General features: G+C 62.5%; 14 protein-coding genes and 1 pseudogene. 4 read left to right on the forward strand and 11 right to left on the reverse strand.

Annotated features, from left to right (window positions below; translation table 11 throughout):
- Positions 1–3: 3 nt before the first annotated feature.
- The 7 genes from ACVJGD_RS39725 to ACVJGD_RS39755 all read right to left on the reverse strand — a co-directional run bounded on the left by ACVJGD_RS39725 (position 4) and on the right by ACVJGD_RS39755 (position 18,822).
- Positions 4–6,033, reverse strand: a complete 6,030-nt coding sequence (locus ACVJGD_RS39725) for an amino acid adenylation domain-containing protein (RefSeq protein ID WP_456639246.1) — start codon at positions 6,031–6,033, stop codon at positions 4–6.
- Positions 6,030–6,923, reverse strand: a complete 894-nt coding sequence (locus ACVJGD_RS39730; protein ID WP_456639247.1) for a proline iminopeptidase-family hydrolase — start codon at positions 6,921–6,923, stop codon at positions 6,030–6,032. The genes ACVJGD_RS39725 and ACVJGD_RS39730 overlap by 4 nt, the downstream gene beginning before the upstream one ends.
- Positions 6,914–7,663 carry a thioesterase II family protein gene (locus ACVJGD_RS39735; protein ID WP_456639248.1) on the reverse strand — a complete coding sequence of 250 codons (750 nt, stop codon included), beginning with the start codon at positions 7,661–7,663 and terminating at the stop codon, positions 6,914–6,916. The genes ACVJGD_RS39730 and ACVJGD_RS39735 overlap by 10 nt, the downstream gene beginning before the upstream one ends.
- Positions 7,660–13,179, reverse strand: a complete 5,520-nt coding sequence (locus ACVJGD_RS39740; protein WP_456639249.1) for an amino acid adenylation domain-containing protein — start codon at positions 13,177–13,179, stop codon at positions 7,660–7,662. The genes ACVJGD_RS39735 and ACVJGD_RS39740 overlap by 4 nt, the downstream gene beginning before the upstream one ends.
- Positions 13,176–14,225: a TauD/TfdA family dioxygenase gene (locus tag ACVJGD_RS39745; RefSeq protein ID WP_456639250.1), complete on the reverse strand. Its 1,050-nt coding sequence runs from the start codon at positions 14,223–14,225 to the stop codon at positions 13,176–13,178. Before ACVJGD_RS39745 ends, ACVJGD_RS39740 begins: the two co-directional genes overlap by 4 nt.
- Complete coding sequence (locus tag ACVJGD_RS39750) at positions 14,225–18,415, reverse strand: amino acid adenylation domain-containing protein (RefSeq protein ID WP_456639251.1); 4,191 nt, start codon at positions 18,413–18,415, stop codon at positions 14,225–14,227. Before ACVJGD_RS39750 ends, ACVJGD_RS39745 begins: the two co-directional genes overlap by 1 nt.
- Positions 18,416–18,486: 71 nt before the next feature.
- Entirely contained in the window at positions 18,487–18,822 is a 336-nt protein-coding gene (locus tag ACVJGD_RS39755; protein ID WP_456639252.1) for a hypothetical protein, read from the reverse strand.
- Between the two features lie 126 nt (positions 18,823–18,948).
- On the opposite strand from ACVJGD_RS39755, the gene ACVJGD_RS39760 reads away from it, so the two are divergent.
- Both ACVJGD_RS39760 and ACVJGD_RS39765 read left to right on the forward strand, forming a co-directional pair.
- Positions 18,949–19,656, forward strand: coding sequence for a 4'-phosphopantetheinyl transferase family protein (locus tag ACVJGD_RS39760; protein ID WP_456639253.1), 708 nt, complete (start codon positions 18,949–18,951; stop codon positions 19,654–19,656).
- Positions 19,657–20,227: 571 nt separating this feature from the next.
- On the forward strand, positions 20,228–20,989 hold the full coding sequence (locus ACVJGD_RS39765) for a DUF3102 domain-containing protein (RefSeq protein ID WP_456640532.1): 762 nt from the start codon (positions 20,228–20,230) through the stop codon (positions 20,987–20,989).
- An 808-nt stretch (positions 20,990–21,797) separates the two neighbouring features.
- Here ACVJGD_RS39765 and ACVJGD_RS39770 read toward each other — a convergent pair.
- A complete protein-coding gene (locus ACVJGD_RS39770; protein ID WP_456639254.1) occupies positions 21,798–22,067 on the reverse strand; it encodes a hypothetical protein in 270 nt (89 codons plus the stop codon).
- A 724-nt stretch (positions 22,068–22,791) separates the two neighbouring features.
- Positions 22,792–22,956, reverse strand: coding sequence for a hypothetical protein (locus ACVJGD_RS39775; RefSeq protein ID WP_456639255.1), 165 nt, complete (start codon positions 22,954–22,956; stop codon positions 22,792–22,794).
- A 366-nt stretch (positions 22,957–23,322) separates the two neighbouring features.
- On the opposite strand from ACVJGD_RS39775, the gene ACVJGD_RS39780 reads away from it, so the two are divergent.
- On the forward strand, positions 23,323–23,577 hold the full coding sequence (locus ACVJGD_RS39780; protein WP_456639256.1) for a hypothetical protein: 255 nt from the start codon (positions 23,323–23,325) through the stop codon (positions 23,575–23,577).
- A gap of 350 nt (positions 23,578–23,927) precedes the next feature.
- Here the strand turns inward: ACVJGD_RS39780 and ACVJGD_RS39785 are convergent, their stop codons facing one another.
- On the reverse strand, positions 23,928–24,380 hold the full coding sequence (locus ACVJGD_RS39785) for a cupin domain-containing protein (RefSeq protein WP_456639257.1): 453 nt from the start codon (positions 24,378–24,380) through the stop codon (positions 23,928–23,930).
- On the reverse strand, positions 24,377–25,090 hold the full coding sequence (locus ACVJGD_RS39790) for a TenA family transcriptional regulator (protein ID WP_456639258.1): 714 nt from the start codon (positions 25,088–25,090) through the stop codon (positions 24,377–24,379). The genes ACVJGD_RS39785 and ACVJGD_RS39790 overlap by 4 nt, the downstream gene beginning before the upstream one ends.
- Before the next feature lie 505 nt (positions 25,091–25,595).
- Here ACVJGD_RS39790 and ACVJGD_RS39795 point away from each other — a divergent pair.
- A pseudogene (locus tag ACVJGD_RS39795) lies at positions 25,596–26,201 on the forward strand (transposase); the annotation flags it as partial.
- Between the last annotated feature and the right edge of the window lie 145 nt (positions 26,202–26,346).

Raw genomic sequence — 26,346 nt, forward strand, 5'->3', positions numbered from 1 at the left:
TCATTACGCATATCGAAGCAGCGATTCTTCGAGCTTGGTCACCAGTACTTCGCTCTGCGCGGCTTTGATGCGCTCCGCAATCTGCTCGACGATCGTCCTCGCAAATTGCCGCACGGTGGGAGCGGAAAAGAGGCTGCGCACCGGGACACGAAGGCCCAATTCGCCGTAGACGCGCGCTATGATGCGTGTCGCCATCAGGGAGTGCCCTCCCAGATGGAAGAAATCGTCGTGTACGCCCACCTGCTCCAGACCCAAAAGGTCCGACCAATATGCGGCAAGCATCTGCTCGAGCGGGGTCGCCGGCAGTTCGCAATCCTCGGACTGACTATTGTTCGCCATCGGTACGCGCATCAAAGCTTCCCGATCGAGCTTGCCGCTTGGCGTCAGAGGCAGTCCGTCAACACAGATGATCGTGGCCGGCATCATGTGTTCCGGCAGCCGTGTGACGAGCCGGTCGCGGATATGGCCGGTATCGTTCATCGGCGGCTCGGCAACGACGAACGCAACGAGACGCCTGGTGTCCGCCGACCCGCCGACCACCACGACCGCCGCCTCGAGGACGTGTTCGATTTCCGTCAGTGCCAGTTCGATCTCGCCGGGCTCGATGCGGTAACCCCTGATCTTTATCTGGTGATCGTTGCGCCCGCAGAATTCGATGCTGCCGTCGGCGAGGCGACGCGCAAGGTCGCCCGTACGGTACATCTTCGCTCCGTACGAACCGGTCCATGGATCCGGCAGGAAGCGCTCCGCTGTTTGCTCCTCGCGATCGAGATAGCCCGACGCCACGCATGCGCCTGATGCGTATATCTCGCCAATGACGCCGATCGGCGCAGGCTGTTGGAATCGATCCAGAACGTGAACCGCCACATTTGCGATCGGGACTCCGATCGGCGGCAGGGGCGGCCACGATCGCGCAGGCCCCGCGAGGACATGCTCGGTGACGACGTGGGTTTCGGTCGGGCCGTATTGGTTGCGAAGAGAACAGTCGCCGAGCCGTTCGAACAGCCGAACGATCGCGAGCGTGATGCGAAGCTGCTCGCCCGCGGTGATGATCTCGCGCAGGTGAGGCAGCGATCCCTGGCTCATCCGCGATGCTTCCGCGAGTTGCTGAAGCGCGACGTAGGGCAGGAAGAGCCGCTGCACTTGATTCGTCCGCAGACATTCCAGGAGCTGCGTCGGATCGGCGCGTACCGCCTCATCGACAAGGACAAGCGCACCGCCGGTTGTCCATGTCGAGAACAGCTCCTGAAAGGAAACGTCGAAGCTGAGCGATGAGAACTGGAGCGTGCGGGTCCCGGCGGCACAATCGGTGTTCTCGTTCTGCCATTGAATCAGGTTCACCATCGCCCGGTGAGTCATCATCACTCCCTTGGGCCGTCCAGTCGAGCCGGAGGTGTAAATGATGTAAGTGTGGGAATCCGGGGACAGGGGCATCCGGAGATCCTTTGCCGACTCCTTCAGGCGGCCCGCATCGCCGGCAGCCAGCTCGAGCACGGGCGTCGCCCCTGCCGGATCGGCTGAGCCCGGTTGCCGAATGAGCAGAGACGCCCGCGAGTCCGACAGCATGAACGCGCGGCGAGCCGCCGGATAGGACGGATCGATCGGAACATAGGCCGCGCCGGCCTTCAACACGGCCAGCACGGAGATGAGCATCTCCGGACTGCGGGGCATCGAAATTGCCACGTGACGACCCTTGCTGACACCGAGGCGCAGCAGATGCCGCCCCAGCCGGTTTGCGCTCTGATTGAGCTCGGCGTAGTCGATGACGCGGTCGGCGGTGATGATCGCAGGTTGTTCGGGCGTGCTGCGCGCCTGCGCGGCAACCCAATCGACGACCGTCGCATACGGAGGCGTCACCATGGAGCTGCCGCGCGAGGCCGTCGTCACGCTGGCCTGCTCGCCCGCTGTCAGGATCTGCAGGTGCCAGATCCGGCAATGCGGATCGGCTGCGGCGTGTTCCAGCAGTGCGCGCAACTGCTGGATCATGCGATCGATCGTCTCGGGCTCGAACAGCTCCGCGCTGTATTCGATACCGCCGGTCAGGCCGATTCCGGTTTCGATCAGCGTCAGTGTCAGGTCGAACTTCGAGGTCCCGACCGATGGCGTTGCCGTCGGATCGGGTTGTGCCGGCTCCATGCGCTGGAAGGCTTCGGCGTAGTCCCGCAAGCTGTCCTCGGTGCCGGGCATGTTTTGCAGCACCAGCATGACCTGAAAGAGCGGATTGTGATTGAGGCTGCGCGCGGGTTGCAGCTCCTGAACGATCTTCTCGAACGGGACATCCTGGTGTTCGGCGGCTTCCATCAACACCCGGTGCGCGGTCGCTATCAGCTCGAGGAAGGTCGGGTTGCCGGAAAGGTTCGTGCGCAAGACCAGTGTATTGGCAAAGAAGCCGACCAGGGCTTCCGTCTCGACCTGCGTCCGATTTGCGATGGGCGAGCCGACGACGATGTCCTCCTGCCCCGACAGGCGCATGAGCAGGACGTTGAAGGCGGCAAGGAGGACGCAGAAAAACGTGGTGTTTGCCTGTCGGGCGAGCGCCCGCAGGCCTTCTCCCAGCGGCTGCGGCAGCGAAAACCAGCGGGCGCCGCCGCGGTGGGTCTCGATTGCGGGGCGTGGGTGATCGGTTGGCAGGTTGAGGAGTTCAGGCGCATTCTCGAGCTGGCGTCTCCAATAGCTCATGTGCGATTCCAGAAGGCTTCCGGATAGCCAGCGGCGTTGCCATCGCGCGAAGTCGGCATATTGCACGGGCAGCTCGTCGAGCGGCGGGCGTCGCCCCTCTGTGAAAGCGTTGTAGATCGTCCAGAACTCTCGGGTTAGGATTCCGAACGACCACCCGTCAAACGCGATGTGATGGATGACGATCGAGAGATAGCTGCCGGCTTCTCCTGCGCGAATGAGTCGTACACGCAGCGGCGGCCGGCGGGCGAGATCGAACGGCTTCTGCAAGTCTTCCATCACCAGCCGTTCGAGCTCCGTGTGACGCTCGTGCACCGGCACGTGCGTCACGTCGACGACCGGCAGCGCGACCGTCTGGACCGGGCCGATGATCTGTTGTGCCAATCCGGCGACCGAGGGAAATGTCGTGCGCAAGATCTCGTGTCGACTGGTGATCTCGGTGAGCGCGCGCCGGATTAGCTTTGCGTCGACGAACGTGCCGAGAGGCACCATCACGAGCATGTTGTACACCGTCGACGACGGCTGAAACTGGTCGAGAAACCAGAGCCGTTCCTGCGCATAGGACAACGGTGCACGAGACCGCCGCGGTCCGGGCGGGGCGCGGCGAATGCGGCCGAAGTGCAGCGGCTCCGGTTCGCCGGCGCCAGCCGAATCGGTCGGCGCATCATCTGCCTCAGAAATGCTGGCACCCGCCGCCTGGACGGCTTTGGCGAGCTCGGCGATGGTTGGGGCCTCGAAGAGGCGGTGGAGCTGGAGGTCGATGTGGAAGGTCTCGCGGATGCGCGAGATGACCTGGACGGAGGTGACGGAGTTTCCGCCGCGATCGAAGAAGTTGGCGTTGACGTCGAGTTGCGGTCGCTTGAGGACCTCGGCCCAGATGCGGGCGATCACCGCCTCGACCGGGTTGCTCGGCTTGTCGGTCTCTTCCGGCTCGGTGAGCGCGAAGGTGAGAGGCAGCTTGTCGGTCACCAGGATCCGACGCGGCACCAGTGCGGCCGGCAGGCGCTCGCCGGCATAGGCCAGCAATTCCTCCTCGCCGATCTTGCGGCCCGTCTGCGGCACCACGCAGGCGGCGAGCCATCGCTCCTCGCCCTGGTCCTGCACCCACACGGCGGCCTGTTGCAGCGCCGGATGCTGGCACAGCAAAGCCTCCAGCCGCTGCGGGTCGCCCCGCATCCCCTGCAAGCAGACGAGCCGCTCCTCGGCTCCGATCAGCTCGATCCGGCCGTCGGTGCGGCGCCGGCCGAGCAGACCGGTCCGGTACAGCCAGCCGCCGGCCGCGAACGGATCGGTCACCAGCGCCTCGCCTATGGCCGGACCCGGCTGTCCCACAACCGCGCCGCCGACATGGATCGCGCCCCACACATCCACCGCCTGCCGCCGCATCCGCTCGTCCAGGACCTCGATCACGCAGCCGGCGAGCGCTTCGCCGATCACCGCTTCCGGCTCCTCGAATGACAGCGTGGCGCAGCAGGGCAAAGCTCCGACGCCCCACAGGCCGACGATCCGCCGCGCCTTCCAGCGCTCCAGCGCGGCCGCGAAGCAGGGCAGTCCGAGGATCACGAGCACCGCCTTTTGCGGCATCTCCTCCGTGTTCAGCTTCGCCAGCATCTCGGGCCGCACCAGCACATGGCTTGCCCGCATCGTTGGAAGGCGCGCTGCATCGACCAGCGCAACCTCGGCGCCGGCCGCGAGCGCGGCGGCCTGTCCGAGCCGCCGCAGAGTCTCGTCACCGCCATCGAGCACCGCCAGGACACTGCGCCGCCCAAGCCCCATCGCCGCCGCTGCCGCCCGTGCCGCGACCGCCAGCGCGGTCCGGTCGCCGCCGAACGGCGCCATCGCCTCGACCAGACCCGGCTCGACCGGCAAGGCCGGACGACGCGCCGGCGGCGTCTCCTCCGGCAGCAGCATCGGCAATTGCCAGAGCGGCCTGTCTGCATCCGTCACTGCCGCTTCCAGCATGCGAAGATAACGCCGCAACAGCCGGCCGATCGTGCGATGCCCGAACAGGTCCGTCCGGTACTCGCAGCTCCCCACCAGAAGCCCGCCGCGCTCGGCCAGCGACAGCGTCAGGTCGAACTTCGAGGTGCCCACCGAATGCGCCGGCTCGCGATCCCAGCTCGGCTCCGCGATCTCCGCAGCCGCAGTCGCCGACGCCGCATCCGGCGTGTTCTGCAGCACGAAGGCCACCTGATAGATCGGGCTGTGGCTCAGGCTGCGCCGCGGATGCAGTTCGGCCACCAGCTTCTCGAACGGCACGTCCTGGTGCTCATAGGCCCCGAGGGTGACTTCCCGCACCCGGTCGATCAGCTCTCCGATGCTCAGCTCCGCCGACACCTGCGTGCGCAGTGCCAGCATGTTGACGAAGAAGCCGATCAGCGCCTCCAGCTCCGCCCGGTTGCGGTTGGCGATCGGTGAGCCGACCACGATGTCGTGCAATCCGCTTGTTCGCGCCAGCAGCGCCTTGAACACCGCCAGCAGCACCATGAACAGGGTTGCCTGCCGTTCCCGCGCCAGCTCCCGCAGCTTGTCGGTCACGCGCGGCCCGACCGTGAACATCTGCGCCGCGCCGCGATAGCTCTCCATCGCCGGCCGCGGGCGATCGCAGGGAAGATCCAAGAGCGGCGGGATGCCCGCGAGCTGATCGCGCCAGTAGCCGAGATGCTGGGCCAGCATGTCGCCCTGCAGCCACTCGCGCTGCCACACCGCGAAGTCCGCATACTGGATGCGCAGCTCCTCGAGCGGCGAGGGACGGTTCTGCACGAAGGCGGTGTAAAGCGCCTCCAGCTCGCGCATGAAGACCCCGAGCGACCAGCCGTCGGAGACGATGTGGTGCATGTTCACCACGAACAGCGCCTCACCCGGTCCGCGGCGGATCAGCCGGGCCCGCACCAGCGGGCCGCGTTGCAGCTCGAACGGCCGCGACATCTCCTCGGCCAGCAGCCGGTACGCCGCCGCCTGCGCGTCGGCCTGCCCGCGCAAGTCGATCTCCTCGATGGCAATCGACAGATGCGGCGCCACCCGCTGCACCGGAACCCCGCCCGACATCACGAAGGTCGTCCGCAACGCCTCGTGCCGCGCGACGATCGCGTTCAGCGCGCGCTCCAGAACCGCGCAGTCCAAAGGATCGCCAAACGGCAGGACGAGCGGAAGATTGTACGCGCTGTTCCCAGGCTGAAGCTGCTCCAGAAACCAAAGCCGCTCCTGCGAATAGGACAGCGGCGCCGGTTCGGACGGATTTCTCGGCACGATGGTTTCGAGCCGTTGATCGAGCGGACTGTCCATCTCGCTCCAGCGCACGAAACGCGCCAGCATGCGCAGCGGAAGCTGAGCTATTCTGTCGGCAAGGGAGCTCATTGGGCCGCCATCTCGGCTCGTCCCAAAAAGCCGCGTACGACCGCCTCATAGAGCTCGGGCTCCTCGAGGTGCTGGACATGCGCGCTGTCCTCGAACACGACGAATTCCGACCCCGGCGTCTGATGATGATATGCGGCGGTGGCCTCGGGCGTGATCTCGTCATATCGTCCGCAGAGATAGAGCACCGGGCGGTTCAAATCGCGCAGCCGGCCCTCGCGCTCGTAATCGGCGAGATTTCCGATCGGCGTGAACTCCGCAGGTCCCCACATGGTGTGATAAACCGGCCAAGCCCAATTCCGCTGCGAGCGTACCAACGGCTCCGGCCAATCCGTCTTGCGACAGACGTGCCGGCGATAGAACACCATGGCGGCGGCGCCGTAGGCCCCGCAATCGGTGTCCCCTTCGGCTTCACAGGAATCGAGGACACGCTGCACAGACGGCGGCAACGCGGCGCGCAGCCGTTGCATGTCGCTACGAACGCGCCGCATGCTCAGGCACGGCGAATTAAGGATGAGACTGGCGACCTTCTGTGGATAGGCGAGGGCGTAATCGACCGCAAGCATCGCGCCCCAGGAATGACCGAGCAGATGAACAGGCTTGCGTCCGACCGTCTCCACCACCGCGTCCAACTCGGCGACGAAACGATCGATGGTCCAGAGCGACGTGTCGGTCGGACGGTCCGACCGCCCGCAGCCGAGCTGGTCGTAGAACACGACCTCGCGGTCGTCGCCGAGAGCCGCGAGCGGCTCCAGATAATCGTGCGGAGAGCCCGGCCCGCCGTGCACGGTGATAAGAGGAGCTCTCGCGCCCCCGCCGCTGCGACGCATCCACACGCACCCCCCGGGCGCACTCACATAAGCGTCTTCGAATCGCGGTTGGGTCACGCGCATCTCGTCGCAATGGCGCGCACCAGCTCCTCGCGCGCGGAATCGATCAGATAGTGTCCACCGTTCACCATGAGAGTTTGGAAAGCTCCGGTCGTATGGTCGCGCCAGGCGGCCAGCTCGTCCGACGATACGATCGTGTCCTGGATGCCGCCGAACACGGTCAGCGGGCAATCGAGCGGACGTGAGCCGCGGTAGAGGTAGGTTTCGGCCAGCTCGAAATCCGCCCTCAGCACTGGCGACAGGACGGACCGCATTTCGGGATGCGCGGTGACGATCGCCGGCGTGCCGCCGAGGCGCTCGATCTCGGCCCAGAGCCGGTCTCCGGGCAGGGCGTGAATGGGCAGGTCGCGGTCGGGAAGATGCGGGGCGCGGCAGCAGGAGGCGAAGAAGTGACTTGGCTGGATGTCCAGAGTGCGGCGGAGCCGTTGCGCCAGCTCAAAGCCGACAAGAGAGCCGGTGCATGTTCCGAAGATTGCAAACGGCAGATCCAGATAGGGGCGGATCGCCTGCTCGAGCGCCTGAACCGCAAGGCTCATCCGGGTGTAAGGCCGCTCCGCCGCCCGTTGCTGCCTGCCGGGAAGCTGCACGGCACAGATGTCGATGTCTTCAGGAAACAGATTGACCCATTCCTGGAATGCGGACGCATTGCCGCCGGCCGCCGGCAGGCAGAACAGCCGCAACCGCGCCAGCGAATTCGGACGAAACGTCGTGATCCAGCGGTCGGCAGCGACCGTCGTATTCATATTCGACCCTCCGGGCGGGCGTGATCGAGATTGAGGGCTCGCGCCAGACCGGCAATGGTGCTGCCGCCGCACAACGCCGACAGCGAAAGATCGCTGCCGAGCTCCTTGCGGATGCGTGCGACGATGCGCGTTGCGAGAAGCGAATGGCCGCCGACCGCAGCAAACTCCTCATGGCGGCCGATGTTCGGATGGTTAAGAACCTCGCTCCAGATCCGGCTGAGTTGCCGTTCGAGCTCGCTGGGCGGCTCTTCAAGCACGGCCTCATCCCAGGAGGCATGCGGATCGCGCAGGAAAGCATCGATCGCCTTGCGGTAGTACCCTCCGAGACGGGCGATATGTTCGGCAGCAAGCTGGTCCGCATCATACTGGAAGCTCAACCGCACCTCGCCCTGACCGGGTTTCACCTCGAAATCGACCGCGAGCGGAAAATCGATGTCGGCTGGAACCGTGCGGCTGTCCGATATGGTCACCGGGGCGCCGTCGGTCTGTCCCGGCAGGAGATGGAATTGCGAGAAGTTGAAGAATGAATCGATCAGCGGCGTTCCGCCGTGCATGCGCTGAATGTCGGCGAACGGAAGTCGCCGGTGTGGCACCAACTCCGATTCCAGCTCGAAAGCCCGCCGGGCCAGGTCGAGCCAGGAGCCGCTGTCCAACGTCATGCGGAACGGCACCGTGTTGATGAACAGACCGATGATACGATCGCCCTCCGGCTCCTCCGGCCGACCGTTGACGACGAGGCCCGTCACCACGTCGCGTATGCCGCTGGCGAGGCCGATGACGCGGACATGGATCGCCAGCATGATGCTCTTGAGAGGAACGCCGGTGCGTCTGAAGAGATCCGACAGCGCCGCGCCGATGTCGCCGGCCAATTCGACCGCGTGGCCTTCAACCCGTCCTCGCCCTGAAAATGCCGCGCTGCTGCAACGGGCAAGAGGCGTGCGCGGCGCGTTCGCGAGTTTGCCGCTCCAGAATTGTCGTGCGTGATCTGACGCCTGCGTCTCACGCTCGGTCTCGATGAATCGCCGATAGGTGAGACGCGGCGGGTCGAGCGACAGCGTCGCGCCGAGTCCGAGGCGTCTTGCGTAGCGCTGACAGATCTCGGCAAGCAGGAGATGCAGGCTCCAGCCGTCAAGAATCCCATGATATTCGGCAACCATCAACTGAAATTGAGACGGGCCGATGTGGTAGGCGCCGAATCGCACCAGCGGAGCCTTGTCCCATTCGAACGCGCGTTGCAGCTCTGCGCGAACGTCGGCATCGATGATGCGATATTGCTCATCGGCCTGACATGCCGACAGGTCCTTGATTTGCAGGGTGGCGTGCGCCTGGCGATGCACGATTTGGAGAGGTTCGCTGAAGCCCGTCAGGTGAAATGAGGTCCTCAGCACCGGATGAGCCGCGACCAGCTCGTCGATCGCGCTGTGAAGCACATCGGGTTCGAGCCGGCAAAGCACACGATGCGAGGTTGCGTTGTGATAGGTCGAGGGCCTGCCGGTCAACTCGGTATGATAGACCATGCCTGCCTGCAGCGCACTCAACGGATAGGCATCTTCCGCATCCGCGGGCATGCGCGCACGATCTTCCGCGCGTATGAGGCCAAAAGCCGCGACAGCGCCCTGCGGTTGCGCCGGCTCGCCCGTCGCCTCGATGTCGCGCACCAATTCGCGTATGGTCTGACGGGCAAACAAGCGCGACAGACCAAACCGCAAGCCGCGCTTCTGGGCAAGGGCCTGAACCTGGATGCTGCGGATCGAATCTCCGCCGAGCTGGAAGAAATTGTCCTCGACACCGATCTCATCGAGACCGAGCACCTCCTTCCATATCGCCACCATGGTTCCTTCCCGCCAGTCCTCGGGAGCCGCAATGGCGCGTTGAAGGTGCAGCCGACGCGCTCCGGGCTCAGGCAGGGCCGAGAGGTCCACCTTGCCGTTACGCGTCAGCGGGAATTTCGCAAGGGCCACAAATGCCGCGGGCAGCATGTAGTCGGGCAGGCGCTCGGACAAGAAGGTGCGCATCTCGGCCGGCGAGGGAGGGGCAGTCAAGGGCCCCGCAATGTCATCCTCCGAAAGAGATCGTTCGTATTCCGGCCGCCAGGCATAAAGGCCATAGCGATCGGTGCCGTGCAGCAGCGATTCCTGCTCCACGCGAACCTCAAAACCTCTGCTCTCCAGAAGATCGAGCAGAATGTCGATGCGGCCCTGGGTCGGCGTGCCCGCCTGGTCGTGCACCTCCATCACGATCTGCTGGACGCGCGGCCAGTGGTCGTCGTCGATACCCTGCAGGACGTCGAGCTCGGCGCGCTGAACGTCGATCTTCAGTAGGTCGATCTGCTCGATTGACTGTTCGCGGATGACGTCCGAAAGGCGTCGCAGCAGGCAGGATAGCTCGACCGTGCGCAAGCGCTCCTCCAGCAGCTCGTCGGCATGCTCGATCAGCTCCGACGAGCCCTGTCCAGCGGCCCGCTCGTTGCGCAGGTACTGCTTGATGACCCTGACTTCTCCAGCTGCGTCCGAATAGGCCTTCTGGCCGGACATCATCGAATAGCCGGGATAGAAGGTGAAATCCTCGTGGAACTGCCGGCTTGACAAGCCGATCGGAAACAGCCTCGTACTCGGCGCGTGCCGTGCGAGGTTCGCCTCGAGCCGATCGAAGATCGGAGCAAGCGGCTCAAAAGCGTAGATCCGCGGACGGTGGCAACGTCGTGCGACGTAGGCCGAGAACATCCCGATATTTGCACCGACGTCGAGGACGCACGCCTCATGCCGCAGGCGAATGTTGTGCCTGACATAGATCTCCTTCTTGAAGATCTCGTCGTAGAGATATTCGGTCTCGTGGTTGTTGAACTGTGCGAGCGTCGACTTGAATGTCGACCCATCAGAGCAGGCAGCGCGGCATCTTGCATAGGCGACCAGCCGGCGATCGCCGGGTTCGCCACGCGCCACCACCAGGGCGTCTTCGACCGCGGGATGCTGGCGTATCGCGGCAGCGACCTCCCCCGGTTCGATGCGATATCCCCTTACCTTGACCTGGTCGTCCAGGCGGCCGAGAAACTGGATGCGTCCGTCGACGAGGTGGCGCGCGGAATCGCCGCTGCGATAGAGCCACTCGCCGTTGGCGCTGAAGGGATCGGGAACGAAGCGTTCCGCGGTGGCCTCGGGGTTGCCGAGGTAGCCGCGGGCGACGCCGGCGCCGGCGATGCACAGCTCGCCGGATACGCCGACCGGAACGGGATTGAGGTCGGCATCGAGAATGTAAGCGCGCACATTTCTGAGCGGTCGGCCGATATTCGGGGGTACGTCACCTCTGATGCGCTCCGCCGAGACATTCACCGTCGTCTCGGTCGGGCCGTAGACGTTGAAGAATGCGACGCGATGGCGCGCGAGTACATTCCAGCTATCCGCGTCGATCGCCTCGCCGCCGACCAGGACCACCGATGGATACTCGCCATTCCAATCCGCAAAGCCCGCGCCCATCAAGAGTTTCAGGTGCGAGGGCGTGCAATCCAGCACGTCGATCTTGTTGGCGAGGACGAAGTCCAGGAGCTCTTTGCCGTCTTGCCGGGCCGCTTCGGGAACGATGCAGAGGCAATGACCGTTCAATAGCTGGACGATCTGCTTGACCGACGCGTCGAATGACAAGGGCGCATTGACGCTGACGTTGAGGTGGTCGCCGAGTCCCGAATAGATGCGGTCGTGCAGGGCGGTGGCCAGATTGATCGCCGAGCGATGCTCGACAACGACCGCTTTCGGAGCCCCGGTCGATCCCGAGGTGAAGATCACATAGGCAGCGTTTGACGGCCGCACATCGTCCGGCTGTGGCAGGGGGGAGCAAGCGACGAGCGACGGGCTCGAGAGGCTGATCCTGGAACAGGTCTGCGCGGGGACATCGGGGGAGTCGCCGTTGACGATCACCGCGCTGACCGAGGCCGCTTCCATTAGCGCGGCAATGCGTTGCGGCGGATTGTCGGGATCGAGCGGCACGTAGGCGGCGCCCGCCTTGAGCACGCCCAGCACGGCGATGATCAGCTCGGCGCTGCGCGTCAGCAGGATCGCGACCCGCGCTTCCGGCCGAACGCCCGCTGCCCGCAATTGGCAGGCGAGCTTGTTGCTGCACGCATCAAGCTCAGCAAAGGTGAGTTGCCGCTCAGGCGACTTGACCGCCATGTCGTCCGGCCGTTCGCGCACGACGTGTGCAAACAGGTCGTGGATGCATGCATCCTCGACCGGTGCCTGCGAGGTGTGGTTCCAGTCGTTGACCAGGAGATTGCGTTCGCGTGGTCCGAGGAGTGGAACCCTCTGCAACGGCGTGGCCGCCGTCGCGTTCTGAAGCGTCGCCTTGACCGATTCTGCGATTAGGCCAACGACCATCCCATCATGACGGTTCACGTCGTAGAGGATGTCGAGCCGTAGCCGCCGGCCCGCCGAGACGCAACGCAGCAGGAGATCGCACGTCTCGAGTTCGCCGCGCATTTCGACATCGCGAAATGATATCGCCGAAGCGGTGGGAAATTCGGGAGCTTGCTGATAGTCAAATCCGATCTGCGCCTGCTCGGCGCCTGCAGAACGGCCATCGAAGTAGGGCAGGTTCTCGGTCGCCTCGGCAAAGCAGCGATCGATGCGCTCGGCAAACGTGGAGAGCGGCTCTTCTGCGGACCATGTCATTCTGATCGGAACGGATGCCGCCATCGGCCCGACGGCATCGGCAAGCTCGTCGAACATCCGCCCCGACAGGCGGCAGTGGATGGTGATGTCGCGCCTTGCGGCATAGCGGGCGACAACCAGAGCCCAGGCGGCCAGCACCGTCGATCGATCGGATGCCGGGCCCTCGACGTGCACTTCGCCGACCGCGCCAGCCGCTGCGGAACGGGCGAACGGCAAAGCAAGGCGCGACGCCGCGCCTTGGCTGACCTGGTCCCCCCAGAAATTCCAGCGAGCTGCGTTGTCCGGGTCCTCGCGGACCTCGTGGCACCATTCCGACAGGTGCAGAAACTGGATCTCAGGTCGCGGGCCGGGCTCGGCGCCATTGGCACGGGCTGCGATCTCGCGCAGGATGAACGAAAGGCCCTCGGAGTCGGCCACGAGCGACGGCGCGACGATCTGCACCACCTCCTCGTTGTCGCCGGTTCTTGCCAGCGACACGGCGAGCAGTGGCCCCTCGTGAAGCTCGAAGGCCGGCTCCTGTTCCCAAAGCTGGCGCAGCTTCTCTTCCCGCTCCTGTGTGCTGCAGGTGCGCCAGTCATAAGCCTCGACCAGGGGCCGAGCGTAGTCCTGAATGACCTGGAGCGGCGCCCCCATGCCGGGAAGCTGCCGAAAGCTCGCGCGCAGGATGTCATTGCGGTCAACGATGTCGGCGAGGCACTCTGCGAGCCAGCCAGCATCCAGAAGTCCATCGACGGTCACCCGAGCGCGGCTCAGGAACACTCCGCTCTTTGATTGACGCCGCCACAAGTCCCATTGTGAGGGCGAGAGTCGAAATCCGCTGATCGTCGCGGCTTCTGCGGTCTGCTGTACATTCATGAGCTGAGCGCTCCGCTCACATGGAGGTCCGCCATGGCGACGAGAATGCGCCGCGCACCCTTGTACGGTTCTCTGGCGTGCACGGTGATGAAGTTGTCCAAGAGCATCACGTCCCCGCGCTGCCAGGGAAAGGATACGGAGCACTCGCGATAGAGCGAGCGGATCTCGTCCAGTATCGAGGTCTCGATCGGCGTGCCGTCGCCGAAATAGGCGTTGCGCGGCAGCCCCTCGCTGCCGAACGACTGGAGCAGCACCTCGCGGATTTCCGGCTCCAGATTAGACTGGTGGAACATGTGCGCGTGATTGAACCACACCGTTTCGCCGCTCTGCGGATGCGTCGCGACGGACTGGCGGACCTGTCGGGTCCGCAGCCGGTTGCCGTCGATCCATTCGAAGTCAACGCTAAATCGCCGGCAATAATCCTCGACCGCCGCTCGGTCGTCGGTCTGGAATGCGTCCTGCCAGGTCAGGTCGAGGCCGCGGCCGTAGTTGCGGACATACATCACCTTGCGCTCGATGAAGCGCCGCTTGATCGCCGCGTCGAGGCGGGGAAAGAACTGGCGCTCGCTTGCGATCGGGGTGCAGCCGCCCTGCGCCGCCGGCGTGTCGCAGTAGAAGTAGATGCGCGCGGGCCAGTTGTGCGAATAGGACATCTCGTGGTGGTGCGGGATCCATTGGTCAGCGGCGAGCTCGGTCGACGTGAACACCTTGGGCGTGACCTTCGAACGCGCCGCCGCGCGTTCGAGATAGTCGAGGAGATTCGGGGTGAGCGCGCGCGCGAGCTCGGCGAATTTCTCCGGACTGTCGATCGAAAAGCCGCGAAACAGCAATGCGCCGTGCTCGATCAGCTTGAACATGAGCGCTGCCCGGTGCGCGCCCGCCCACTGAATCAGGTCGACTGCAGCGTGGTTAGGCTCCAGCACGAGGGGCGGTCCGCCGTCTGTGTCGAGCGGGGATTCACGCACGAGCTCGGTCTCGGACACCTGGGTGGCCTTCAGAGGCCTCCGCAGCGCGAACGCGCTTCGCTCGATTGCCTTGTTGGGCATCACAACGTCCTCTCGATCGGAGCCTGTGGGCCGCTCGCAGGGCTGCCATAGAGCTGCTCATAGGGATCGGTCATCGCGGTGCGGACCTTGCGCGATCCCTCAAAGGGCTCGCGACCGTGCGCGACCAGCATGTTGTCGAGCAGAAGCACGTCGCCCTGCCGCCACTCGAATGATGTCGTTTCGGCGTCATAGGCCTCGCGCAGCTCTCGCAGGACCGCGTCCTCGATCGGCGAGCCGTCGCCGTAATAGGTGTTGTACGGCAGGTCCTCGTCCGCGACGGCCGCGCGCAGCGATCGGCTGATCTCGTCGGGCAGACCGGTGACGTGAAAGAACAGGGCGTGATTGAACCAGGTGCGCTCGTCCGTCACCGGATGAACGCGCACGGCATGTCGGATCTGCCTGGTGCGCAGGCGCTCGCCGTCCAGCCATTCGAAGTCGAGCGATGCGGCCCGGCAATACGCTTCCACCGCGCCGCGGTCCGTGGTCTGGAACACCTCCGTCCAGGGCAGGCTGATGCCCGGCAGATAGTTGCGCGTATACAGTACGCCCAGGTGCTCGAACTTCTCGACGGTTGCCGGCGACAGGCGGGCGAGCACGCGACGGCTGTCGGCGAGCGGTGTGCGGCCGTTCTTGAGGGCCGGCTGCTCGCAGAAGAACATGATGCGCATCGGCCAGTTCAGCGTGTAGGACTGCTCGTTGTGCAGGAGAATGGGCTGATCCGACGGATGGTCGGTCGAGGTGTAGATGCCCTCGGCGAGCTCGGTGCGCGGCGAGGAGCGCTCGCCATATTGGATCAACTCCGACGCGATCGCGCGGGCGAAGCGCTGGAAATCGCCAATGCCCTCGACCTGGAAGCCACGGAACAGGACGCCACCACACTGGCGCAGATGATGCTCGACCTCGTCGCGGCGCGTGCCGACCCAGTCGGCGAGGCTCAGGCCCGGCACTTGCGCGCTGATGCGCGTGGGCAGCGCTGTGCCGAGCCAGTTCGGCTCGGTCCTGACGAGATTGCCAGCGGTGAGGGCGCTCGGCGCGGCGCGGCCCGGAAACGACCTGCGCGGTGTGGTGGTGGCCATGCTTCTTGCTCCACAATCGCCTTGAAGTGCGGTGATGGTGCTTTCGGGCGCCTCCACGATGCGACGGAGAAGCTTCGCGTACATGGTGTGGAAGCCCGCGATCTGCGCGTTGGTGAAGAGACTGGTGCGGTAGGTCCAGACGGCGCGGAGCGGACCGGTGCGGCGGTCGACCCACAAAGTGAGGTCGAGCCGCGCCTGGTCCGGGCGCAACTCGATGCCGGCATAGCTCAGGCCATCCAGCTCGCAACGCGCCTCGGGGGCATTCTGGAAGCCGAACGCGACCTGACCGATCGGCGTGTAGCGCGGATCGCGCGGGGGGCGCAGATCCGCGATGATCAGCTCGAATGGGACCTCCTGATGCTCCAGCGCGCCGAGCACGACGGTCCTGACCCGTCCGAGCAGTGCGAGAAAGGTTTCGGACGGACGAAGCGCGGCGCGGATCGGCACCATGTTCATCAGGCATCCGATGAGGTCCTCGGTCTCGCGGTGGCGCCTTCCGGCGGCCGCGGTCAAGGTGACGAAGTCGTTCTCGTTGGCGAGCGCCGCGACCAGAGTCTGGAATGCCGCGAGCATCAGCATGAACGGCGTCGCCTGCTCGCGTGCCGCAAGGGCATCGACGGCATCCGACAAATCGCGATCGAGGACAAACGATGCGCTGCCGCCCTGCGAGCCATGTTGCTCGCCCCTCGGATGGGCCGTCGGCAGGGTGAGACAGAACTGAGCGCCGGCAAGCTGTCGGCGAAAGAACGCCGTCCCCTCGCTCCAGTCGCGGCTCTGCTGCCAGGCGCAATAGTCGGCAAATTCGATCGGACGGACCGACGTCGCGGGCGGCTCGTGCCGCGCCGCTGCGCGGTAAGCAACGGCGATCTGGCGCACCAGGAGCCCGAGCGACCACTCGTCAAAGACGATGTGGTGCGCCACGACGACGAGGCACCAGTCGTCGGGCGCGAGGCGGAGCAGCTTGATCCGCACGAGCGGCGCATGCGCAAGGTCCATCGCGGTGGCCGCGAGCTCGAGCGCCTGTCGCCTCAACGCCGCTTCGCCGTCTCGGCCCGAGACGTCCTCGACGGGCAGGCGGAGCGTCAGCTCCCGCTCAATCACCTGGACGACTTGTCCGCCGCGCGACTGGATGCTCGTACGCAGCGCCGACTGACGGCGCACCACCTCATTCAGCGCAAGCTCCAACAGCGCCGGGTCGACGGGGCCGGTGATGCGAATACTGCAGGGCACGAGATAGGACGTGTTCTGCGGATCGACCTGCGCGTGAAACCACATCTGCCGCTGCGCGGCCGACAGATCGGCCTGGCCGCGCCGCGGTGCTGCGACCAGATCGGGCGCCAGCAATCGCGGCAGTCCGGCAATGGTTTTTGCCAGACCCGCGATCGTCGGGTGAGCAAAGAATTGGGGAAGCGACAGGTCGCGTTTCAGTTCGTCGCGCACGCGCGCGACGATGCGCGTCGCCAGCAGCGAATGTCCGCCGATCGCGAGAAAATTCTGCTCACGCCCAATGCGGGGCAGACCCAATAGCTCGCTCCAGATACGCGCGACGGACCGTTCGAGCGCCTCGGCGGGCGCTTGCGCGGCGGCGGCGCCATCGGTTATCGCGCTCCAGTCGGGCGGGGGCAGGCGGCTGCGATCGCGCTTGCCGTTGGGCGTTCGTGGAATGCTGTCGAGGTGGATGAAGGCCGCGGGCACCATGAATGTCGGCAGCCTGGCGGCCGCCGCTTCCCTCAGCCGGGCAATGTCTGCCGATCCGGTGAAATAGGCCGCGAGCCGCGCATCCCCCGCAGGCCCGGTTGCGACCAAGGCAATACATTCGGCTACGTTGTCGATATCGGCCAAAACACGCTCGATCTCGCCAAGCTCGACTCGGTAGCCCCGGATCTTCACTTGATCGTCGATCCGGCCGAGATATTCGAGCTGGCCATCCGGCCTCATCCGGACATGATCGCCGGTTCGGTAGAGCCGCGCCTGCGGATCGCTTCCGAAGCGATCGGAGATGAAGCGTTCGGCCGTCAGTTCTGGGCGACCGAGATAGCCGCGTGCAAGCCCCGCTCCCCCGAGATAGAGCTCGCCGACCTTGCCGGCGGGACACAGCGCCATCTCGCTGTCCACGACGTAGGCGCAGGTGCCGGGCAGAGGGCGCCCGATCGGCGGCGCCTCCTCGCTCGTCAGGTCGACTTCGGCCCATGTCGAATAGGTGGTGTCCTCGGTCGGACCGTACAGATTCAGGACCCGGATTGGCTGCGGCTGCCTTTTTAGCTCGCGGGCCAGCGCGGCTGGAAAGGCTTCGCCAGCAAGACAGATGGTCATCACGCTTGTCGGCAATTGCTGCAGCCGCAGCAGTTCTCGCATGGCAGACGGAACCGTATCGATCAGCGTGACCCGGTCGCGATGCGGGGATTCAGGTAGTTCGAGGATATTGTTCACGAGCAGGACCGTCCCGCCCCAGCACAGCGGTGCGAAAATCTCAAAGATCGACAGGTCGAAGCAGATCGATGTCGCCGCCAGCACGCCAGCCAGTTCCGCAGCCGAGAAGGCGGCCTTTGCCCAGTGCAGGAAAACGACCGCGCTGCGATGTTCGATTGCGACACCCTTTGGGCGACCAGTCGATCCTGAGGTGTAGATGATATAAGCAAGGTCGCGCGAACTAACGGCTGCCGCCGGATTGGCGGATTCCTGCAACAGTAAGTCCGCATCACAGCAGTCGAGAAACACGAGCTGCGACGATCCGAAGTCGGTCCTCAGGATCGAATTGGTGACTACGAACTGGCAGCCGGAGTCGGCGATCATGAAGGCGAGCCGTTCGGGCGGATAGGCCGGATCGAGCGGCACATAGCTTGCCCCCGTCTTGAGGATCGCCAGCATGGTCACGATCAGATCAGGCACTCGCGGTAGCGCGATGCCCACGCAGTGCTGGGGCCGGAGGCCGCGTTGCTGCAGCAAGTGTGCCAGCTGGTTCGCCCGCTCATCCAGCTCGCGATAACTGAGCCGGCGGTCTTGCCAGATCACCGCGTCGGCAGCCGGGCTGCGCACGACTTGCTCCTCAAAGAGCTCGTGGAGCGCGCACTGAGGCTCCCAAGCAGCAGGCAGCGGCGTTGCGATCACGCTCATTCCCGCGGCATCTGCCGCGTCCGGTGGCGGGGCGCTGAAAGACAAGTCTCGCGTCCACAGCTGTCCGGCGCTCAGAATTGACGTCGATAGAGTCTGCACGACGACCAGGCCCCGCGGTCAATCCACAGATAGCTTCCGCCAAGCGGCGACGTAGCTGTCGAGCAGCCCTCCCGATGCAAAATTGCGTCCTTCGGGACGTCGATGCACCACAACAATTGAGGATCGCAAAATACCCGAACGGCCTTATCATCGGGCGAATTTGTCATATAGCCGCAGAGCAGCATCACGTTCGGAATTTTGTTCGGATCCTCGATCACTTTACTCAGCCATGGGTCGAACCACTCGCTGAGATCGGCAGGGCGACCAGGACCGCCTTCGGGCACCGCTTCGTCATTGCGCTCAGCCATATTCGACCTCCGCGGTTATCATGTAACAAGACAGTCGTAGGTTGAGTACTCAGTGAACTACCGATAGTTGAGTACGTCAAGCCCCAGCCCGCAACTTTGCATTTGGGCGACATCGAAAGGCATATCATGTCGACTCCGAGTTCTCGTGCCTCGATCATCTTGCCCGAATTCGTCGCGCATTTTAGCCATCCATCATCCGATCGCCTACCGCGCCTGATCGGAGAAAATTGGGAAGACCAATTGCCGCATCACATGCGCAACTGCGTACCGAAGAGACAGCATGAGTTCATCATCGGCCGATACTGCGCCTATCGGGCCGTTCGCCAAATTCAGCCGGATTTCGATTGGCGAATGCAAATCGGCAGGGGACCGACGGGCGCGCCCGTCTGGCCGGACGGCATCATTGGCTCGATAACCCATACCGATGGCCACATCGCAGCGGCAGCGGCCCATCGCGATCGCGTGGACGCCATAGGAATCGACTCCGAGCGGATCCTGAGTGCCGAAGTCGCGCACGAAGTATCAAGCCTAGTCGTAAGTACGAGCGAACTAGTTCGAATTGCAAGCACAACCCAACTTGATCCTATCAAAGCCCTGACCCTGTGTTTTTCCGCCAAGGAATCTCTCTTTAAGTGCCTACATCCTTTGATTGATCAATACTTTGACTATTTGGACGCCGAAGTGGTGAGCGTTCAGGTCGAAGCACGCCGTTTTGGTATTCGCCTCGGACGGTCACTTTCGAGTTACCTCCCATTGGGAATGGTTCTGTTCGGCCACTTCGCCTGCGGCGATGGCTTCGTACATACCGGACTGACATTCCGGCACCGGCGTTAGCGGGATGTGGTAGTTGAGCGAGGCCAATGCTGCCTGCAGTGAGTCGCGGTCTTTTGCCAGGTCCTCCCGAGAGACTTAGGAAAGACCAGCGGCGCGCGTATGCCATGTCGATGTTGTAAACCCGTCAATTGTCCTTAGCTTCCTGAGGCGACTCCAGCAGCGACGGCGTTCTCGACGTCAGCATGAAGCTCGAGATCTCCGGCGCTTCGGACCTCGAAGATAGCGCCCGTGGTTGCTTGGCAATGAAAGCCAACACAGAGACTGCGTCCAATCGTCATACCGCGCCAAGTAAAAGGCCGCACGATCTTCGATCCTGTCATCAGCCTTCGCCGCGTGCTTTCCGACCGTACGTGAACTGGATGTTCGAATCGTACCAAGTCAGTTCCTAGAGGTCGCAAATGTGATCTGTTCAGCTTGGCACAATTGAAATGCGGCTGCATTTTGCGTGACACGACCAAAGGTCGGGAACAACCTTACATTGATTCATCTTGAGTGGATGGTACCTTTCAAATAAGACAGCTGGCGGCTCGGCATCGGGCCGGGGCGATGTGGTCGTTTTCTCGAGTGGATGATGCCTAGTGAAACGAATGGCCAATGCGACAAGCGGCCTGGCGGCAGCTTGTGCAGTTCGCGATTTAGCTATGAGTCGGTGCCCTCCAATGTCGCCGCATTTCTGAGAGGACAAGCTGATCGAATCAGGCAGCAGTGTGCCATCTCAGTTATTCAGATCGGCAAAGCTCTGATAGAGGCGAAGCGATACTTATCTCATGGCGAGTTCCTTCGTTGGGTCGAAAGCGAAGTGTGCATCCCATCTCGTTCTGCTCAAGCCTACATGCGGGCGGCAAAATGGGCAGCAGATAAACACGCAACCGTTGCGCGTTTGTCGCCGTCAGCCCTCTACTTGCTCTCTGCCTCGGGCACCCCAGAGGAATTCGCGACTGACATCCTAAACCGCATAGAGGCTGGGGAATATATTTCTCCGTCGGCCATGCGAGCCGAGCTAAAAATGCTTCGCGCTAACGAACACCAAGAGCGCGTCGGACCAGAAGTCTCGCCGGCCGAAGATCGGCTAGACCAGTCTGATTGGGAAACGACTAGAGCAGAGAGAGCGACGTCCCGCGTCGTAACCGAACTAGTGGCCATCCTGATACAGAATCTGCCGGCTGACGATTTTGCGCGGGTGCGCGACATAATGACCAGCGACGTCGTGCTATCCGATCCTCGATTGGCTCAGAATTTGGAGCGGGCGTTTCAACGGATAGCAGAGGACCGCGGTGTTCCGCGAATGGAGAGCGTCCTGCGAACAGAATGCTCGAACTTTCGCTCAGACTGAGATACGCCAGCCACGATTCAACTTGCCGGTCGACCGGCGACCGAAGTGGTTAGGACAAGCGGACGAAGAGATCGCGCCAAAGGCTCGACGGCTAGGCCTATTCACGCAAAGCAATACCCAGGTTGCGCAGCATGGCCGCGCTCTCGCCTGCGATGAAAGCGTGGGTTCCGCCGCGCTAGTGTTGGTGCGTTGATACCATATCCCATGTCGAGGGCATAAAATGCGTCTCCGGTTCGCCACAAGCTGCCGATCGCCGATCAATGAAACGCCGCTGCCGGTAATGACATAGATAACCGTCTCATAGTTATAACGGAGCTTTCGCGTGCACTCCCCGGGGCAGCTAAGCCGCCGATTGTCATGCTGATCGCTCGGCTCGGTAGATCGACCATCGAACAAGGTGCCCTCGCTGTTGCGAGAACCTAATATCGACGTCACCTTTGTGCAGCACATCGGGTGGAGCAATCTGTTGGGATTGTCCGCCACCCAGCGTCCCTTGAACCTTGTCGAAGTCTGCCGAAGCGTATTGCTTGCATTCCATTTTAAGGACCTCTTTCGAGGAGAGCGATGAAGCGAAGCAGGCCCGATATCTCCGGCGTTGAGCGTTGTTCTCTTGCAGCACGACGACCCCTTGGGTTGCCTAAATAGGATCTCATACATGGTCGGTTCTTGATCGTCGTCGCACTCGATATGGATTGAGAAGAAATCGGGTCTGCCGAGATCAACGTTAACGGCGAAAGCCTTCGACGATTTCGAGCGTCCATCGCCGCAACCAAGCCTTCCGTACCCAACACATCGCCCCGAGGCCTGCTTACCGCGCAGCTGTCGGCAAAGCATGAACATGGTATCGACTCTGCATTTCTGGAATATCGCGATCCGCAGCAAGGTCGATATCGAAGTCTTTCAGCATGTTGGGCATGAATTCGCGAATACGGCTGCGTGCATCCGTATTCGCGCCGTAACCAAGCTCGTCGGTGAGGTTGTCGGCGAGCCTCAGCACGTCTTCACCGCGGTCAAGTTGCGAGATGAGAGCGCGTAGATACCGGGTAAAGTATCCATGCTGAACAAGAAAACGGCGCACTTGATCGAGTGCACGCTTTCATCGGCGCAGCCCGTTAGAAACGGGTGACGCAAGACCCGATCCGGCCGGCCGTTAGTAGCTCTGCTATTCCGGTCGACTGTGTGGTTGTTCGACGTGAGTCATAGTCAAAAAAGGAAGTCTTTCATTGCATCAGGACCTTCTACATGTCGGGCTAGCCAATGTTGTGAGCTGAGCTATTCTTGCATTTGTCATCTGCAACATATTTTCCTGGGAGCGGCGTCGTTTCAAGGTGAGAACGTTGACTTCGTCGCCGAGAACATTCTGAATGAGTATGCCCATAACTGGCTGTATCTGCTACAGGAGATCTCACGTTTTCAGTCGACAGGTGGCGCGTGATGTACACGTTGCCGTCGGGTACGCTAAATAGATCGGTCACGGCCGTCATTGATGCCGCGTACGTGGCGGCGGTACTGCGCCATTATTACAGCAAGCTCGACGAGACGGACCGAAGAAGGGAGCTGACCAGGTACGTCGCGGGCTGTCTGACGCAAATGAGAAACGACCCCAATCTTACGCGTGTTGGATTGGCGGTCTGTCGACGATCGTGTAAGCTGATCGCTATATCAGAATAGGTTTATCGTGAGTTATGTGTAAGTTGTGCCGGCGCAGACGCTGGCGCGAGGGCGCAGCCCGCGGGCGCGAAGGTCGTCAAAGTAGTTGGTACCCAAGACGATTTCTTAGAGATCGCAAAGGCGAGTGCCGATCATTTACGTCGCAGCGTATCATCCAATGCGCGCGGTGGTACCGCATGCTTCGCAGTTTGCAGCAAACGCTCGATCAAAGTTGCAATGTAACTCCAAAACAGTAGCATGAGTGCGGCGCGTCCGGAGGGGCGCTCGACCTTTGGGAAAATGTTGAAAACCTTCAAACTTTGCTCCTATTCAGACTGAAGCCCCCTTAGAATTGGCAGTAGTAGTCATCTCTTGCTCGCTGATCGTGAGCGTCTCGGGCGAGAACCTGCGCCATAGGCCGGACCCACCAATGATGGTAACGGTGGTGGCACTTGCGGAGAATCTGAAGCTCGAACATCAAGCTTGGATTGCCGTGTACACTTGGCGAAGCTGTTGGCCCCGACGACGCAGCGGTACTTTGGCTTGAGCTATGCGCGGGCAGGCCGTGTAGCGTTGCTGTCACGGCGCCAACTTTACGGGAACGATGGTCGCCACGGCCCGGCACACCCCGAGGCCGTTTCAATTCCGGCGCCCCGCTGCCAGCCACAGATGAACGACTGGCGATGACCCTGCAATTCCATCGCGCCGTCGAGCATCTGGAAGTATGGAGCGCAAGCTGCGATGGCTTCTCATTCGTGATCACCTATGAAAGCCCCACCGGTGCCGGCTTTCACGGGCGTCCCGGCTATGTGGCGTCATGGCGTCTACTTCACGACAGCCGTGGCGCGATCAAGATCGGTGGCTCCCCCTTCAGAACGTTCGCGGAGGCCGAGGAGGGTTGCAACAGGATGCTGGAATATCTGGCGAGGGAAAACTGATGTGAAATCAGGGCCAACTACAGCGCGCATCGCTAGCGCGCGGACGGCATGTGACGTTGGGCCTGCACTCTTGGGATGGCCGGTGTTGACCGTCCGGAGGAAGGGGTAGGTTTCGGCGCCGCGGATCTTGTTCAGTCAGGTTCGGCGCCGCATGCTGCTCCACCGCCGACTGGATGACGCGCTCCCCCAAACTAGCGCAAGCGAATCGGCCTGGGGCGTCCGCCCCGACATTGGACTTGAGCTGGTTGGCTTACGCCTTTCGTTGTCGATCGTCGGGCTTTCGTTGCAATTCCGCCTTTCTCCGTTGCGAGCGTCTTGTCTAATTCCTCGCTCAGCCGGCAACAGCTTCGCTAGGCTTCCTCGCGCAGGGCTATGCCCAAGCTTTGGAGCATAGGAGCATTTTCGCAGGCCACATACAGCGCCGATTCAGTTCCGCTCGTGTTGCGGTGCTGATGCCAAGCCCATGTCGGAACATAGAATGCGTCTCCCGCGCGCCACGGCACTTCGCGGCCCTCGATCACTGAAACGCCACTGCCTGCGATCACATAGATGATCGTCTCATAGTTATGCCGATGCTTGCGGGTCGCTTCGCCTGGAGCGAGACCACCAAGGGTCATGCTGAGCACACGACTCGGAAGGTCGACCATGCGAACCAGGTGCCTGCGCTCCTGGGAGAACTTGACATCCTCCGACGTGGCGTCCCGAAGAACATCCGCGTGCAGCAACCGTTCGGGCATCGCGGCGATCAAGGAAGGGGGCACCTTACCGAAATCGGCCGAGGTAAAGTGGTTGGGTTCCATCATGAGGCCCTCTTCATTAATGCGTCAAAGAAGCGAAGCCGGGCGCTAACCGCAATGTCGCCTGCGTTGAGAGCGGTGATCCTGCTGGACGGCGACTGCTCCGACTGTCGCTCGAGAATATCGTACATGGTCGCGGCATGATCATCGTCGCATTCGATATGAATCGAGAAGAATTCGAGCCGCCGGAGATCGATACCATGATGCTGGAAGCCCTGGATGATCCGCGCATACATCGCAGGCACCAGACCCTCGGCACCCAGGCACATCGCTCCCAGGCCAGCCGTTCCGCGCGGCTGGCGGCACAGCATGAACATCGTATCGATCAAGTTCTGCGTCTCGGGATTGGTCTCGTGCGTCAAGATATCGATGCCGAAGTCCTTCAACATTGCTGCATAGATACGCGAATGCGGCGTCCTCACCTCCGCCTCCGGACCGTAGCCGAGTTCTTCAGTCAGATTCTCGGCGAGCTTCAGAACATCGTCGCTTTCGTCAAGCTGCGAAATGAGTGCACAAAGATATCGGGTAAAATATTTCGAGTATTTGCCATGTTGAATGAGAAACACCTGGAGCTGGTCCAGAGTTACGGTGCCTTCGGCGCACCCCTGGAGAAATGGATGACGCAAGACGCGGTCAATCAACTGGGCACTGGCAGCTTGCAGTTCGCCGATCTCCGGCAGTCGTTCTGACGGCTGTTCTAAGGCAGACATGGTCATGATTTCTTCTTTCAGAGGAGCGTGAAGCTCATTCAGCCTTCCGATGCAGCTCCAGTTGTGCATCCGCAGGCTCGGTCGTGTGCTGGCGCAGATCGCATGCAGAGGCGATCAACCGAACGAAGCATTCTAATACATAGCCAAGCTTAAGTAGTGTCAATCGACCTCGAAACGCTCAGGGACGCAACCGCCCGGGTGGCCCAAAGGAAGGTATCGAAACTGATATCAGCTCCGACCGCAGCGACACCCCGGAGCGAAAGCAAAACATTCATTACTTCATTGGCATTCAACTCGCTGATAGAGCGTGGCGAGACCGCGGAACCCGGGTTAGCTGGACATTGAGCGATCTATTCTGCTGCTCCTCTAGATTGCGCCACCTGCCTCGCGGGATGTTGTCCACCCCGATCGCTGCTGCTCGGACAAGCAGCGAGTTTCCAGGCCGGGCTGGAGTCCCGTCGAACATGGTATCGGGGACCCTGCCTGTAAGATCGATCTGAACTTTCCACGCTTGTTGACTCAGACGCTGCGTGGCGGACGAACCGATATGTTCCAAACGCGGCCGCGCTCGCTCGACCCGTACTATCTGTTCCTTGAGGCCAGTGGAGCGGCGGGTGCCGCAATGGCGCTGAACTCTGGCGTCGCAAGGGTTCGGGGGATCCCTGCGCGATGTTGGTGAGTGGGCAACACGCCGACGTCGGTCGGAAGCGGTCAGCAAACAACAGTTGCAGAGGATTCCCTCGACCAGAACTATCGCTCATCTCATGACCATCAAACGAAATTGCATGACCAAGGCTGACGCCGTGATCATCGCCGCCATCGAGGCTGGTGTGCCGTCCCTGGTTGAGGCCCGCGTGCTAGTCGACCAGTTCCACGACATGATTCGAATGACGAGGCCAAACTCGATGTCTGGATCGCAAACGCAAAGACAAGCCTCGTCTCATCCCTCGCCACAAGAGTTCTCAAGGACAGAGCCACAGTGCGCGCTGCGATTACCCAACCTTGGTCAAACGGCCAGGTTGAAGCGCAGATCACGAAACTCAAACTCGTCAAACGACAAATGTATGGCCGAGCGAAAATCGACTTTCTCGAAGCTCGATTGCTCGGGACTGCGTGATCCGCGACACTGTCATCAAATATGCGTCAGACCCAACCTTCGGCGCGGATAGGGGGACAAACAGCGCGCCGAATTACAATCTTGGTCTGGTACGGCCATTCGTACGATCCGCAAAAAGAGCCAAGTTGACCTTGACGATGGACAC

The organism is Bradyrhizobium sp. USDA 10063 (assembly GCF_054063735.1).

Coding starts and splice junctions, on each gene's coding strand:
- ACVJGD_RS39725 (WP_456639246.1), bottom strand. CDS start 6,033: ATGAGCTCCCTTGCCGACAGAATAGCTCAGCTTCCGCTGCGCATGCTG.
- ACVJGD_RS39730 (WP_456639247.1), bottom strand. CDS start 6,923: ATGCGCGTGACCCAACCGCGATTCGAAGACGCTTATGTGAGTGCGCCC.
- ACVJGD_RS39735 (WP_456639248.1), bottom strand. CDS start 7,663: ATGAATACGACGGTCGCTGCCGACCGCTGGATCACGACGTTTCGTCCG.
- ACVJGD_RS39740 (WP_456639249.1), bottom strand. CDS start 13,179: ATGAATGTACAGCAGACCGCAGAAGCCGCGACGATCAGCGGATTTCGA.
- ACVJGD_RS39745 (WP_456639250.1), bottom strand. CDS start 14,225: ATGCCCAACAAGGCAATCGAGCGAAGCGCGTTCGCGCTGCGGAGGCCT.
- ACVJGD_RS39750 (WP_456639251.1), bottom strand. CDS start 18,415: ATGAGCGTGATCGCAACGCCGCTGCCTGCTGCTTGGGAGCCTCAGTGC.
- ACVJGD_RS39755 (WP_456639252.1), bottom strand. CDS start 18,822: ATGGCTGAGCGCAATGACGAAGCGGTGCCCGAAGGCGGTCCTGGTCGC.
- ACVJGD_RS39760 (WP_456639253.1), top strand. CDS start 18,949: ATGTCGACTCCGAGTTCTCGTGCCTCGATCATCTTGCCCGAATTCGTC.
- ACVJGD_RS39765 (WP_456640532.1), top strand. CDS start 20,228: ATGCCTAGTGAAACGAATGGCCAATGCGACAAGCGGCCTGGCGGCAGC.
- ACVJGD_RS39780 (WP_456639256.1), top strand. CDS start 23,323: ATGACCCTGCAATTCCATCGCGCCGTCGAGCATCTGGAAGTATGGAGC.
- ACVJGD_RS39785 (WP_456639257.1), bottom strand. CDS start 24,380: ATGATGGAACCCAACCACTTTACCTCGGCCGATTTCGGTAAGGTGCCC.
- ACVJGD_RS39790 (WP_456639258.1), bottom strand. CDS start 25,090: ATGACCATGTCTGCCTTAGAACAGCCGTCAGAACGACTGCCGGAGATC.